Source organism: Pseudomonas sp. KU43P (assembly GCF_033095865.1).
GTDB lineage: Bacteria > Pseudomonadota > Gammaproteobacteria > Pseudomonadales > Pseudomonadaceae > Aquipseudomonas.
In genome coordinates this window covers 2,224,469-2,238,309 of the sequence record NZ_AP019365.1, presented here as the reverse complement: position 1 = coordinate 2,238,309, position 13,841 = coordinate 2,224,469, and the positions used below count along the sequence as shown (strand labels likewise).

At 61.4% G+C, this 13,841-nt stretch carries 12 protein-coding genes; 3 read left to right on the top strand and 9 right to left on the bottom strand.

From position 1 onward, the window contains the following. Positions 1 to 11: 11 nt before the first annotated feature. From KU43P_RS10185 to speD, 3 genes are read right to left on the bottom strand one after another with little or no spacing between them, the layout of a single operon-like run. On the bottom strand, positions 12 to 611 hold the full coding sequence (locus tag KU43P_RS10185) for a hypothetical protein (RefSeq protein ID WP_317662764.1): 600 nt from the start codon (positions 609 to 611) through the stop codon (positions 12 to 14). Next, positions 608 to 1,417 (bottom strand): radical SAM protein, encoded by an 810-nt coding sequence (locus tag KU43P_RS10180; RefSeq protein ID WP_317662763.1) that lies wholly within the window; start codon positions 1,415 to 1,417, stop codon positions 608 to 610. Before KU43P_RS10180 ends, KU43P_RS10185 begins: the two co-directional genes overlap by 4 nt. Then, complete coding sequence (gene speD / locus KU43P_RS10175) at positions 1,401 to 1,790, bottom strand: adenosylmethionine decarboxylase (protein WP_317662761.1); 390 nt, start codon at positions 1,788 to 1,790, stop codon at positions 1,401 to 1,403. Before speD ends, KU43P_RS10180 begins: the two co-directional genes overlap by 17 nt. Positions 1,791 to 2,303: 513 nt before the next feature. On the opposite strand from speD, the gene KU43P_RS10170 reads away from it, so the two are divergent. Further along, positions 2,304 to 2,531 carry a hypothetical protein gene (locus KU43P_RS10170; RefSeq protein ID WP_016393610.1) on the top strand — a complete coding sequence of 76 codons (228 nt, stop codon included), beginning with the start codon at positions 2,304 to 2,306 and terminating at the stop codon, positions 2,529 to 2,531. Between the two features lie 146 nt (positions 2,532 to 2,677). Here KU43P_RS10170 and KU43P_RS10165 read toward each other — a convergent pair whose 3' ends face one another. The 5 genes from KU43P_RS10165 to KU43P_RS10145 all read right to left on the bottom strand — a co-directional run bounded on the left by KU43P_RS10165 (position 2,678) and on the right by KU43P_RS10145 (position 8,121). Continuing rightward, positions 2,678 to 3,157, bottom strand: coding sequence for a copper chaperone PCu(A)C (locus KU43P_RS10165; RefSeq protein ID WP_317662759.1), 480 nt, complete (start codon positions 3,155 to 3,157; stop codon positions 2,678 to 2,680). Next, positions 3,158 to 3,766 carry an SCO family protein gene (locus KU43P_RS10160; RefSeq protein WP_317662757.1) on the bottom strand — a complete coding sequence of 203 codons (609 nt, stop codon included), beginning with the start codon at positions 3,764 to 3,766 and terminating at the stop codon, positions 3,158 to 3,160. A 198-nt stretch (positions 3,767 to 3,964) separates the two neighbouring features. Next, positions 3,965 to 4,549 carry a Fe-S biogenesis protein NfuA gene (gene nfuA / locus KU43P_RS10155; protein WP_016393607.1) on the bottom strand — a complete coding sequence of 195 codons (585 nt, stop codon included), beginning with the start codon at positions 4,547 to 4,549 and terminating at the stop codon, positions 3,965 to 3,967. A gap of 58 nt (positions 4,550 to 4,607) precedes the next feature. Next, entirely contained in the window at positions 4,608 to 5,642 is a 1,035-nt protein-coding gene (locus KU43P_RS10150) for an acyltransferase (protein WP_317662755.1), read from the bottom strand. 178 nt (positions 5,643 to 5,820) lie between these two features. After that, a complete protein-coding gene (locus tag KU43P_RS10145) occupies positions 5,821 to 8,121 on the bottom strand; it encodes a fatty acid cis/trans isomerase (RefSeq protein WP_317662753.1) in 2,301 nt (766 codons plus the stop codon). Between the two features lie 166 nt (positions 8,122 to 8,287). Here KU43P_RS10145 and metH point away from each other — a divergent pair, with 166 nt between their 5' ends. Together metH and KU43P_RS10135 are read left to right on the top strand one after the other, a co-directional pair. Next, on the top strand, positions 8,288 to 11,995 hold the full coding sequence (gene metH, locus KU43P_RS10140; RefSeq protein ID WP_317662752.1) for a methionine synthase: 3,708 nt from the start codon (positions 8,288 to 8,290) through the stop codon (positions 11,993 to 11,995). Between the two features lie 139 nt (positions 11,996 to 12,134). Beyond that, complete coding sequence (locus KU43P_RS10135; protein WP_317662750.1) at positions 12,135 to 12,353, top strand: DUF2970 domain-containing protein; 219 nt, start codon at positions 12,135 to 12,137, stop codon at positions 12,351 to 12,353. Between the two features lie 268 nt (positions 12,354 to 12,621). On the opposite strand, the gene KU43P_RS10130 is transcribed toward KU43P_RS10135, so the two are convergent. After that, entirely contained in the window at positions 12,622 to 13,698 is a 1,077-nt protein-coding gene (locus KU43P_RS10130) for an ABC transporter substrate-binding protein (protein WP_317662748.1), read from the bottom strand. Positions 13,699 to 13,841: the final 143 nt, after the last annotated feature.

Here is a 13,841-nt window from a genome sequence, read left to right as displayed (position 1 = left end):
TCATGCTTTCCTCAGCCAGCGGCATAAATCAATTCATGCTCCGTGATGTCCCGCCCAGGGACATCGAGCCGTTCGAACACCAGCTTTCGGAGAATGTCCTGTTCACTTGCAGGCATCAGGTAGAACATGATGTTGCTGTACCAAAGCCAACCAAGCCGGGTCAACCGGTAGTAATGGTTGTCCTCCACCACCAGGCCGGACTGGACCAATGCATCGAGTCGCTGCATCAGCGCCTTGGGCACACGGGCCAGCTCGACCAACCGCTTGTCGACCGAACCGTGGTAGGCCAGGCGCAGTACAAGGGGCTTGACCACATCCAGCACCGGGTCGTGCCGGCTGACCTGGCACAGGTGCTCGCCTGCCGTCATGCGTTGGGTATATTTTTCACGCAGGGAAACATTGGTAATGACGTGCCCTGCCACCGAAGAGATAGCCCCCACGCCAAAGCCCAATAGGTCGTGATCGGCATAGCCGTAGACATGTTCGTGGTAGATGAACGCGTAATCATCGCTGAACAGTTCACCGCCGTTTCCGGGCCTGTGCACATAGCCATGGCCGTTGTACGGCACATAACCATATTGGCGCAGGTGCTCATCGAGCATGAACTTCATGTTGAGCTTGGCATGGCGGGCATTACCTCCGTGGAGCGTGCCCTGATCTGCTTGTGCAATTTGACGGAGGTGGCGGCATTGTTGATGGGGTAGATATCGACATTGCTGACACCCATGGCGACGGCCTTGTCGATGTCGGCGAGTGTCTGATGTTCGTTGCTGCCATTCATGCCATAGAGAATGTCACACAGCACATGGCCGAAATGGGCGCGCAACTGTTCAACGGCACGCTCGATCTTGCCAATGTCGGGGTCGAGGTTGAATAGTTGGCGCCATTCGCTGTCTACCGTTTGCAGCCCAAAGCGCGCATGGGTCACCCCGATATCGGCCAGCGCGCGCGCACGCGCTTCGGTGACACTGGTGACATTGAATTCGAATGAAAACTCCTTCACTTCGCTCATGTCGAAGTGACGATGCAATGCCTCGCCAATGTCCTGGATATTTCGCGGCGACAACAGCGAAGGGGTGCCGCCGCCAAAAAATATCGCCCTGACGGGTACCGCTTTCAAATCGATCATCTGCGCCTTGTATTCGATCTCCCGGATCAGCGCCTGCGTATATCGGTCAATGTCGTCGGCACTCTTGTACAGCCCCCGCGTGAAAGGGCAGAACGAACAAATGGCTTCGCAAAAGGGCACATGAAAATACAACGCGCGCGAACGTGCCGATTGATTGGCGCCGGCCATGATTTCTGAAAACTGGCTTTTGTCGGGCGCATAGCAGTTGTGCGTCTGAGCCGGAAAGAAGAAATTATAAAGCGGAAATTGATAATCGAACTTTACCAGGCCTTTATCGAGCAGTCGCATATCGCCCCCCCGACAAGCCAGTCACCACACTGCCGCGCAACAGCGTCCTTCTGTTGACCTGGACGTCCTCACCAAAAAACGCTGCAATCCGTTCATTGATCGAGTGGTTGCCTTTGCCGCAGGTATAGACATCGATACTGATATACCCACGCTCGGGGTAGGTATGGTATGAAAGGTGCGACTCCGACAATAGAAAGATCCCCGTCACACCCTCCCCACCTGAAGAAAACTTGTGGATCATATCGCTGATGACGGTGAACCCGGACGCCTGAAATACAGTCAGAAAAAAGCGATGCAATGTCTTATCGCTGGTCAGCAACTTTGCGCTGGCACCTGTTATATCCCAAAGGGTGTGGTAGCCACGATCATCCATAAACCATGCTCCTTTCAAGAGGTAGAGAGGGGCGGCACTAGGCCGCCCCCTTGCTTACCACATGCACACACCTTGGGTAGTAACGCCCGTTACATCGGTGCGGAACAGTTCGATTGCAGATTTCATAAGAGAACTCCTTTCAGATTATTGAAATCGCCCTTGGTTGCTGCGGGCACTATCAATCTAGGACGATTTTCAGGTTTTGCTCAATGCCCAAATTCTAAAAACCCGGATACTGGCCGCAGGCACAGGCCAGTGCGCAGGAATATTCCCACGCACAATTCCTCTCTATACTTCGACTGCCATACCGTTCAATCAGGCGCTACAACGATTTAATTTCAGCTGCCGAGCATCATCCAAAGTCAACGCAATGTCAGAAACTTTAAACATGCTGTTTATAAGTAACGAGTTGTTTCTACGCGTTGAGAGCACGCCTTAAATGCGTCATGGCAAAGCCAGCAGAGGCCGGCCAATCCTCTGCTACACTCACAGGGCTAAACGGAGGATCCTGCCATGTCCGAAAGAGAGCTCACCACCCTCCTGTCGCTGATGACTCAGCGCCAAGCCTGCCTGAGCAGTGCCTGCAAGGAGATTGCCGACTGGATCGACCGGCAGGGCGATGTGCCCGCCGCCGGCAAGATCCGCGCCAGCCTCAAGGCGCTGGAGGCCGATGAGGCCCAGGTTCGAAAGACCCTGACGTCGCTGACACTCGACAGGCCTTTGCCACGGTTTCGTAGCTGAAGAATGAACAGGGGCCGCTGTGTGCCCCTATCGCTGGCAAGCCAGCTCCCACACATACAGCACAAGACTTAAGAGCAGTGCTGTACCTGTGGGAGCTGGCTTGCCAGCGATAGGGGCGCGCAGCGGCCCCCGGTGCATCAGTTGAATCAGTGGTTCATATGCATGTGGTCATGCCCGCCGGCCTCGGCGGTCAGGGCTTTCACATCTGCCTGCACGTCCAGTGTTTCCTTCGCGCCCTTGGCATCTTCGATGGTCAGGGTCAGCGGCACTTTCTCGCCTTCCTTCACCTGCTGGGTCAGGCCCATCAGCATCACGTGGAAACCGTTCGGGTCCAGGCTCACCGGTTTGCCGGCCGGCAGCTCGACGGCTTTCACTTCTTTCATGCCCATCACATCACCGTTCATGGTCATCTCGTGCACTTGCACGGTCTTGGCCACGGGCGACGCCACGCCGACCAGCTTGCTATCGCTGCTGGCGGTCAACGTCATGAAGGCACCGGTGGACTGCTGGTGCGGCACGCTGGCACGCACCCAGGCATCGCTCACGGTGGTCTGGGCCAGGGCCGGGAGGGTCAGGCCCATCAGTGCCAGAATGGCCAGGCCGCGCTTGATTGGTTGCATCGACATTCAGCAGATCTCCATCAGGGTGCGCAGGTCTTCGGCACATTCCTGGGCGTTCAGGGAATGGCCCAGGCTCAGGCGCAGGGTGCCACGCGTGTCGTAGACGTAGCTGGTGGACGAATGGGAAATGGTATAGGTGTCACCGGCCGGGACCTTCTCGTAGAAGACCTTGAACTCCTTGGCCACCTCGGCGATTTCCTCGGGGGTGCCGGTGAGCGCGGTGAACGTCGGGTCGAAGGCCTTGACGTAGGCATCGAGCACTTCGGGGGTATCGCGTTCCGGGTCCAGGGTAATGAACACCACTTGGAACAGATCGCGGTCGCGGCCCCTGAGCAACTTGCGGATTTGCGCAGCACGCGCCAGGGTCGTCGGGCAGACCGCCGGACACTGGGTGAATCCGAAGAAGATCATCGGCATGCTGCCGTAGAAGCTCGACAGGGTACGCTCGTTGCCCTGAGGGTCCTTGAGGCGGAACTTGCGCCCGAGGATCTCGTTGCTCATGTTCTTGCCGTACTTGAAATCAAGCCCCCGGGCCGGGCTGCAGCCGGCCAGCAGGCCGAGCCCGAGAACGCCCATCCCGGCGACTACGGCGCGCCGGGTCAACAGATCATTCATGAAACCATCCTTTACAGGGAAGGTGCCGGCCCCAGAAGCGGGCCTGCCGAAAAACCGGGGCATTCTTGCATGACACCCCGAGGGGTTCTACCCGACCAAGGCTGAGATGGCCCGCAGCCCTTTAAACATGGGCTGCGGCCTGTTGTCGCAGGGGTTGAAACCGTAACAGTTTGTTGCTAGAGACCACCAGAAACCCTATCAGTAGTAGGCGTTTTCTTTCTGACTGTGGTCGGTCACGTCACGCACGCCCTTGAGCTCGGGAATGCGCTCGAGCAGGGTGCGCTCGATGCCTTCCTTCAGGGTAACGTCGGCCTGGCCGCAGCCCTGGCAACCACCGCCGAACTGCAGCACCGCGATGCCGTCGTCGACCACGTCGACCAGGCTCACCTGGCCGCCGTGGCTGGCCAGGCCCGGGTTGATCTCGGTTTGCAGGTAGTAGTTGATGCGCTCGTTGATCGGGCTGTCTTCGTTGACCATCGGCACCTTGGCGTTAGGTGCCTTGATGGTCAGCTGGCCACCCATGCGGTCGGTGGCATAGTCGACCAGCGCGTCTTCCAGGAACGGCACGCTGACCGCATCGAGGTAGGCGGTGAAGCTCTTCAGGCCGACTGGCTCGTCGTCGGGCTTCTCTTCGCCCGGCTTGCAGTAGGCGATGCAGGTTTCGGCGTACTGGGTGCCCGGCTGGGTGATGAAAATGCGAATGCCGATGCCAGGCGTGTTCTGCTTGGAAAGCAGATCGGCCAGGTAATCATGGGCGGCGTCAGTAATGGTTATAGCGCTCATGGAAGTTCCTCACAGACTTGCGGCCAAGTGTACGCCAACCTGGCCCTTGAACAAAGTCCTAGTATTTGACTCGGGATAGCGCCAATGCTGGGGTCTGCCCCCGTGGCGCCGCCAGCCAGGCCTGCATCCGGCGGTACAGGCCGCGCTCCAGCCATTGGTAGCTGAACCACGACATTAGTCCAATGGACGGCACGCAGAGGGCGAACACCAGGTAGGGGTTCAGGTGCAGGCGCTGGCTGGCGAACCAGCCGGCATACAGCACCAGCACGTGTACCAGGTACACCGAGTACGAGCAGTCGCCCAGCGCCTTGAGCACCCGGTTGCCCTGGAAGTACGGCTCCAGGGCGACGAATGCCAGCACCACCATTGCGCTGGGCAGGCCCCAGTGCAGCAGGCGCTGGGAGGCGTCGAGGTGATACAGCGCGTAGCCCGCAACGCCCAGCACCGCCAACGGCAGCCACAAGCCCTCGCGTATCAGGCCGCGGCGGTACAGCACGCCCAGGCCGATGCCGAGCAGGAACTCGTAGATGATGTCGTTGTTGTAGAAGCGGCTGAGCACGCCAAGGCGGCCCAGCACTTCGCTGACCAGCAGCAAGGCAGCCGTCACCAGCAACAGGTGATGGCGCTGGCGAACCAGGAATGCCAGGCCGAACAGCAGGTAGAAGAACATCTCGAAGTTCAGCGTCCAGCCCACGTTCAGGGTCGGGTACAGGCCGTAACCCCCCGGGTTTTCCGCCGGGATGAACAGCAGCGACAACAGCAGGTGGCGCCAGGCGAATTCCTGATGCGGCATCCATTGGCTGAAGGCCAGCAGCAGCGCTGCCATCAGTGCGGTGTAGAACCAGTAGGCAGGGACGATGCGCAAGGCGCGGTTGAGCAGGAACTGGCGCGGTTCGATGGCCTTGTCGCGGGTCGACAGGTAGATCACCAGGCCGCTGATGACGAAGAAGATGTCGACGCCTGCAGCACCGCGATCGGTGAGGAACTGGCCGACAGGGCCGGTGGCATGAAAGTCGAAGAAAATCTGCATGAAGTGGTGGCAGACCACCACCCAGGCGGCGAACGCCCGCAGTGCCTGAAGCGAATACAGCATGAAATACCCTGCGATTGCCGGTGCATTGAGGCCCGGCGAGCGCATCGCGCTCGATCGCCGGCAAGCCGGCTCCCACGAAGATCAGGTGCAATATCTGCCCTGTGGGAGTCGGCTTGCCGGCGTTTGGACCACCCACCGTTTCCGACCGCAGTGCCTTCGGAAAGGTCAGCCGACCCGATCAGAGGTTCTCGTAGCGGTTCATGTCCAGCACGCCCGCCTCCACCGGCGTGGTCTCCTTGATGTACGTGTTCAGGTCATGGAAGTAACGCCAGAACTGCGGATGGCTGCGGCGCACGCCCCAACGCATGACGATACGTTCGAACTTGGCGGCGTCATCACGCGCGTACTCCATGTCCTCGACGAACTCCGCTACATCCTTGGTCGGGATGTTGAAGATGAAGTTCGGGTAGCTGCTGAGCACGCCCGGGTACAAGGTCAGGGTATCCAGCCCCGGCTGATAGCGTGAGGCCTCACCGAGCAGGAAGGCCACGTTACTGTGCGCGCGGTTGCGCAGCAGGCTGTAGACCTGGCGCTGGCCGCCCTCGCCTTCGATGCGCAGCATGGTCGCCTCGGGCAACTGGTCGATCACCTTCAGGCCCGCTGCTGGGCGCGACACCAGGCGGCTGAGCGACTGCTCGGCATTGCGGAACTCTTCCGACATCTGCGGCCGCGAGCAGTACGCGCCCTGGCACCGGTTGATCGGGTCAGGCGCGGCGTTCAGGCTGCCGGTGCGCTGCAACAGTTTGAGGCCGAAGTCACGCTTGGGGTCGCGCGGGTCTAGCTTGATGCCGCTCGGGGTGTCGGTGTCGATGTCTTCGTAGTCAAGCCACATCTTCACCTTGCCACTGTTCTGGTACCAGTTGCTGAGGATCGCACCCCGCTGGTCCGCCGGCATCAGACGCAGGAAGTTGACCTCGGCGCCGTTGCGGATCAGGTCGAAGTACAGCCGCGTCTGCAGCTGGTGCGAAACGTTGCCGAACACGTCGAAGTTGACCGCCAGTTGGTAGTAGGTGCGCTCGAACAGCGGGTAGTCGAACAGCCACACCGTCAGCGGTACGTCACCGATCAGGCCCTTGGTCACCGACGCACTGTCGAAGTGGCGGAAGATGCTCAACAAGGCATTGTCGTTGCCCGCCCACAACGTCGACCAGCCTGGTGCCGGCATTTCGGCATAGGCTTCGCGGCGCAGCTTTTCATAGTCGTTACGCTTGTCTCGGTAGGCGTGCCACAACGACAGCACACTGCCCACGTCATCGATCTGGCCTGGCATGGCCAGCAACGGCGTGGCCTCGCCACGGTACTTGGCATCGGTGATGTAACGGTCATGGGCCGGCTCCTGGAACAGCGCCCAGAAGTTGTCGCGGATCACGTCGGTGGCGATCTGCCCGCGGCACACCGGGCCACGGATGAAGGTGCGCACGAAGTACTCGGCGTTGTCGAGCATGAACTGGTAACGCGCCACCGCCGGGATCGCCTCGAAGGTCTCGAACGGGTTGGCCCGGTGGCGCGGGCCATAGCCCGGCAGCGCCGTGGCATGCCAATCGCCGGCGTAGAACAGCTGCTTCACGCGCTTGAGCTTCTGCGGCCCCATGGGGTACGTGATGTGGGTCTTGTGCACGATCACGCCCTGCACCGGAATCAGCCGATAGTAGAAATCGGTGCCCGGTGGGTCGTTGGGGCGGCGGGTGGCGATCAGGTCGACCGGCTGGCCGCTCGGCGTGCGCGAACGCACCCACTGGAAGAAATGGCCCTGCTCGCCGCCGACGAAGTAGATGTGCGCCAGGAACAGGTGCTCGTACAACCAGCGGCCGACCAGGGCTTCGGTCGAGCCCGGGCGGTTGAGCAGCTCTTCCCACTCGGCAATCTGCTTCGCTTCCACCTCGCTGGGCTTGATCGGCTGGTACTCCACCGGCGCACCGGCTGCCAGCCAGTGGCGCATGGTGTCGTATTCCTTGTCGGTGAGGCCGGTCACCGCCAGCGGCATGCCCTCTTTGGGGTGAGCGCCGGCATAGGCGTCGAACTCCTGAGGCAGGGGGCACATGTTGTTACGGTTCAGGCCCAGGACGATTTCCTCGGGCAACTTGGCATTGGGGGTGAGTGGGGTCTTGTGCCCCAACTCGAGCATGCGCGCCATCAGTGCGGCCTGGCTGCCCTGGTTGTCGAGCACCGAATAGAAGCCCTTCTTGCGCCATTGCTCTTCGCTGTGGGCGTCGTAGAACAGCCGCGTGGTGGGCACCGCCTTGCTCCGGTCGCCCTGGTACACCGGTACCTTGGTGGCGCCCCGCACGGCCCCTTCGGGGCTTTCCAGCTTGAGCTGGCAGGCGGCGTCGTTGCAGGCGTGGCAGGCCACGCACTTCTCGGTGAAAATCGGCTGAATATCCCGGGTGTAGGAAATTGCCGGGCTCGATTGGGGGGCCTGCCCGAACGCCATGCTGCTGGTCAGCAAAGCGAGGGCGGCAGCCATAAGGCGATGCACCATGTGCCGTAAGTCCTGGTTCTTGAAAGCCATCACGATTGCCTGGTCGTCCTTGGGTGCTTGTGCCTCAACATGAGCAGAATTCATGCAAATGGCCGATGCGCCTAAAAACCGCGCAGCTTTGTTATGATTCCGCACCTTCTGATATTTGCCCGACCAGGTAGTTCCTATGTCCGACCGCAGCGCTCGTCTCCAAGCACTCCAGAACGCACTCAAAGAGCGCATCCTGATCCTCGACGGCGGCATGGGTACTATGATCCAAAGCTATCGCCTCGAGGAACACGACTATCGTGGCACGCGTTTCGCCGATTGGCCAAGCGACGTCAAGGGCAACAACGACCTGCTGCTGCTCAGCCGCCCGGACGTGATCGCCGCCATCGAGAAGGCCTACCTCGATGCCGGTGCCGACATCCTCGAAACCAACACCTTCAACGCCACGCAGATTTCCCAAGCCGACTACGGCATGGAGTCGCTGGTCTACGAGCTGAACGTCGAGGGTGCGCGCGTCGCCCGCCAGGTGGCCGATGCCAAGACCCTGGAAACCCCCGACAAGCCGCGCTTCGTGGCCGGCGTGCTCGGCCCGACCAGCCGCACCTGCTCGATCTCCCCGGATGTCAACGACCCCGGCTACCGCAACGTCACCTTCGACGAGCTGGTGACCAACTACATCGAAGCCACCCGTGGCCTGATCGAGGGCGGCGCCGACCTGATCCTGATCGAAACCATCTTCGACACCCTCAACGCCAAGGCGGCGATCTTCGCCGTGCAGCAGGTGTTCGAGGATGACGGCATCGAACTGCCGATCATGATCTCCGGCACCATCACCGACGCCTCCGGCCGCACCCTGTCGGGCCAGACCACCGAAGCGTTCTGGAACTCGGTGCGCCACGCCAAGCCGATTTCCGTGGGCCTGAACTGCGCCCTGGGCGCCAAGGACCTGCGCCCCTACCTCGAGGAGCTGTCGACCAAGGCCGACACCCACGTCTCGGCCCACCCCAACGCCGGCCTGCCGAACGCCTTCGGCGAGTACGACGAAACCCCGGCAGAAATGGCCGCGGTGGTCGAAGAGTTCGCCGCCAGTGGCTTCCTCAACATCATCGGCGGCTGCTGCGGCACCACCCCGGGCCACATCCAGGCCATCGCCGAAGCCGTGGCCAAGTACAAACCGCGCGAGATTCCGGAAATCGCCAAGGCCTGCCGCCTGTCGGGCCTGGAGCCGTTCACCATCGACCGCCAGTCGCTGTTCGTCAACGTAGGTGAACGCACCAACATCACCGGCTCCGCCAAGTTCGCCCGACTGATCCGTGAAGAGAACTACACCGAGGCCCTGGAAGTCGCCCTGCAGCAGGTCGAGGCCGGTGCCCAGGTGATCGACATCAACATGGACGAAGGGATGCTCGACTCCCAGGCGGCCATGGTTCGTTTCCTCAACATGATCGCTGGCGAGCCGGACATCTCCCGGGTACCGATCATGATCGACTCCTCCAAGTGGGAAGTGATCGAAGCGGGCCTCAAGTGCATCCAGGGCAAGGGCATCGTCAACTCCATCTCCATGAAGGAAGGCGTCGAGCAGTTCAAGCACCATGCTCGCCTGTGCAAGCGCTACGGCGCCGCCGTGGTGGTGATGGCCTTCGACGAGGTCGGCCAGGCCGACACCGCTGCGCGCAAGAAGGAAATCTGCCAGCGCAGCTATGACATTCTGGTCAACGAAGTGGGCTTCCCGCCGGAAGACATCATCTTCGACCCGAACATCTTCGCCGTCGCCACCGGCATCGAAGAGCACAACAACTACGCCGTCGACTTCATCGAGGCCTGTGCCTACATCCGTGACCACCTGCCTCACGCGCTGAGTTCGGGCGGTGTGTCCAACGTGTCGTTCTCGTTCCGTGGCAACAACCCGGTGCGCGAAGCGATCCACTCGGTGTTCCTCTACCATGCCATCCGCAACGGCCTGACCATGGGCATCGTCAACGCCGGCCAGCTGGAGATCTACGACGAGATCCCGGCCGAGCTGCGCGAGAGGGTCGAAGACGTGGTGCTCAACCGCACCCCGGAAGGCACCGACGCCCTGCTGGCCATCGCCGACGACTACAAAGGCGGCGGTGCCACCAAGGAAGTCGAGAACGAGGCCTGGCGCTCGTTGCCGGTCGACAAGCGCCTTGAGCATGCCCTGGTCAAGGGCATCACCGCGCACATCGTCGAGGACACCGAAGAGTGCCGCCAGCAATGCGCACGCCCCATCGAGGTCATCGAAGGCCCGCTGATGAGCGGCATGAACGTGGTAGGCGACCTGTTCGGCGCCGGCAAGATGTTCCTGCCGCAGGTGGTGAAATCCGCCCGCGTGATGAAGCAGGCGGTCGCTCACCTGATCCCCTTCATCGAAGCGGAGAAAGGCGACAAGCCCGAAGCCAAGGGCAAGATCCTCATGGCCACGGTCAAGGGCGACGTGCATGACATCGGCAAGAACATCGTCGGCGTGGTGCTGGGCTGCAATGGTTACGACATCGTCGACCTCGGTGTGATGGTGCCGGCCGAGAAGATCCTGCAGACCGCCCGCGACGAGAAGTGCGACATCATCGGCCTGTCCGGCCTGATCACGCCGTCGCTGGACGAAATGGTGCACGTTGCCCGCGAGATGCAGCGCCAGGGCTTCAACCTGCCGCTGATGATCGGCGGCGCCACCACCTCCAAGGCGCACACGGCGGTCAAGATCGAACCCAAGTACAGCAATGACGCGGTCATCTACGTCACCGACGCCTCGCGTGCGGTGGGCGTGGCGACCCAGTTGCTGTCCAAGGAGCTCAAGCCAGGCTTCGTCGAGAAAACCCGCCAGGACTACATCGAAGTCCGCGAGCGCACCGCCAACCGCAGCGCCCGCACCGAGCGCCTGAGCTATGCCCAGGCGGTGGCGACCAAGCCGAAATACGACTGGGCCGGCTACCAGCCGGCAGTGCCCTCCTTCACCGGCGTCAAGGTGCTGGAGAACATCGACCTGCGCACCCTGGCCGAGTACATCGACTGGACCCCGTTCTTCATCTCCTGGGACCTGGCCGGCAAGTTCCCGCGCATCCTCACCGACGAAGTGGTCGGCGAGGCAGCCACGGCGCTGTACAAGGACGCCCGCGAGATGCTCGACAAGCTGATCGACGAGCAGCTGATCAGCGCCCGTGCGGTGTTTGGCTTCTGGCCAGCCAACCAGGTGGCTGACGACGACATCGAAGTATACGGCGACGATGGCCAGCCCCTGGCCACCCTGCACCACCTGCGCCAACAGACCATCAAGCCCGACGGCAAGCCGAACTTCTCCCTCGCCGACTTCGTCGCACCCAAAGGCAGCGGCGTGACCGACTATGTGGGCGGCTTCATCACCACCGCCGGCATCGGTGCCGAGGAAGTGGCCAAGGCCTACCAGGACAAGGGCGACGACTACAGTTCGATCATGGTCAAGGCCCTGGCTGACCGACTGGCCGAAGCCTGCGCCGAATGGCTGCACGAACAGGTGCGTAAAGAGCACTGGGGCTACGCCCGTGACGAGCATCTGGACAACGAAGCGCTGATCAAGGAGCAGTACAGCGGGATCCGCCCTGCCCCGGGCTACCCGGCCTGCCCGGACCACACCGAGAAGGAAACGCTGTTCCGCTTGCTTGATGGCAGCGCGATCGGCGAAACCGGCCCTAGCGGCGTGTTCCTCACCGAACACTTCGCGATGTTCCCGGCGGCGGCGGTCAGCGGCTGGTACTTTGCCCACCCACAGGCGCAGTACTTTGCCGTTGGCAAGGTGGACAAGGACCAGATCGACAGCTACAGCGCGCGCAAGGGGCAGGATGTGAGCGTCAGCGAGCGCTGGTTGGCGCCGAACCTCGGGTACGACAACTAAGGCGGCTTCGGCCCTATCGCCGGCAAGCCGGCTCCCGCAGGTACAGTGCAGGCCACTGTGGGAGCCGGCTAGCCGGCGATAGGGCCGGTACATTCACCTACACTGTCCCTGATTGCCTCTGATTTCCTCAGGAGCCCCCATGGACGATTCCAGCCAAGGCAAGCCCCCCACCTTCTGGCAGATGCTACACAGCATTCTCGCCGCCGCCTTCGGCGTGCAGAGCGGCAAGAACCGCGCGCGTGACTTTACCCACGGCAAAGCCAGCCATTTCATCGCGCTGGGCACACTGTTCACCCTGGTGTTCATTCTGGTGCTGATCGGGCTGGTACAGCTGGCCTTGCACATTACCGCCCGCTAGAACGCAACCCGCCCGCGGAATTCCCATCCGCGGGCGGCTCAGGTTGCATCACGGTCTGAAAACAAGGTGCTACTGGTGGCTGACCCAATACACGGCGGTGACCACTACCAGAACGATCAGGCAGAGGATCGCCCAGGCATCGACACTGCTGTCAGCTTTGCGGACCTTGGTTGAGTTTCCCATTGCATTGCCTCTTGTAGTGGTTATGGGAATGCACTTCACCACCAGCAGTTAAGACGAGCCATGCCCTTTGCTCAAGTAGGGTCTTTCAATAGTCGACGGGTGACGTAAGAAAAGAGTACTGGTAGCCAGCAGGCCGCCCTTCGGCACTGTAGCCCTGAAAATCGACTCCGTAGTCGTCCTTTTCCAGCAGCTTGAGCCAACGCCTGGCCTTGACCGGGTCGATCGACTGCAACACCGGCGACACATGTTCGTCGCGCCCATCTCGGTTCACCGGCAGGCCCTGCGCGTCGTCATGCAGCATGACCATGGCCCAGCCGCCGAGACTGAAATGCCCGCCCATGAGCACCCCCAGCCGCCCACTGATGCGTGCACGCAGCGCTTCGGGCGAGCTGTTGACCGCACTGAACACCACGTCGCGCCCCGGCTTGCGGCCCGCGGCTTCGAATGCCTGCATGGCACCAAAGGCCATTTCGTCATTGGCCGACCACACCAACTTGGTGTCCGGGTAGCGCTGCAGCAACTGTTGCGCCTGCTCGTAGGCACGCTGCCGATTCCAGCCGCCGTACACCACTTGGCGCAAGCGTACTCGGGGGAAGTCGGCCAAAGCACGGCGCATGCCCTGCTCGCGTAGCTGCGAGGCCGGCGTGGTCTTGACGCCGGAAAATGCCACCAGGTCGATGAATTCGTCGCTGCGCGGCAGCAAGGCGACCATCTGATGCAGCATCTGATAGCCCGCCTGTTCGTCATTGCCCGTCAGGGTGCCCAGCAGCTGGCCATACTTGCCCGGCTGGGCCTCGATGCTTTCGGTCTGGCCTGCGGTAAGACCGTTGTTGACCAGGAACAGTTTGACCCCGGTGCCTTGGGACAAGCGGATGATTTCAGGCGCCACGTACTGCTCGTTGACCAGCACCAGGTAGTCGGGCCGTTGCGGGCCTTTCAGAATCGCCCGCGCCTGGGTCAGCGCCCGTTCGGCATTGCGCTCGCCATACTCCACCCGCAGGGTCATGCCCAGGTCGTCTGCGGCCGCCTGCATGAAGCGAGAATAATTGACCCAGAAGCTTTCAGTGGATTGGCCGGGGTTGAGGAACACCACCGAAGCGGCCTGGGCCGTGGCTGCCAAAGGCAAGCTCAGGCACAAGCTTTGGCAAAGCGCCTTGAGCATGCGGTCAACCCCTGGAACAAACGTGTGAGTATAAACGCGCGAGAAGCATTCACGAACAAATGCCAGTCAGTCTCAGTTAGTTCGTTTGGTTCTTTTCATATGCAAAAACATCACTTTAGCGCATAACCCCAACCTGATATCGT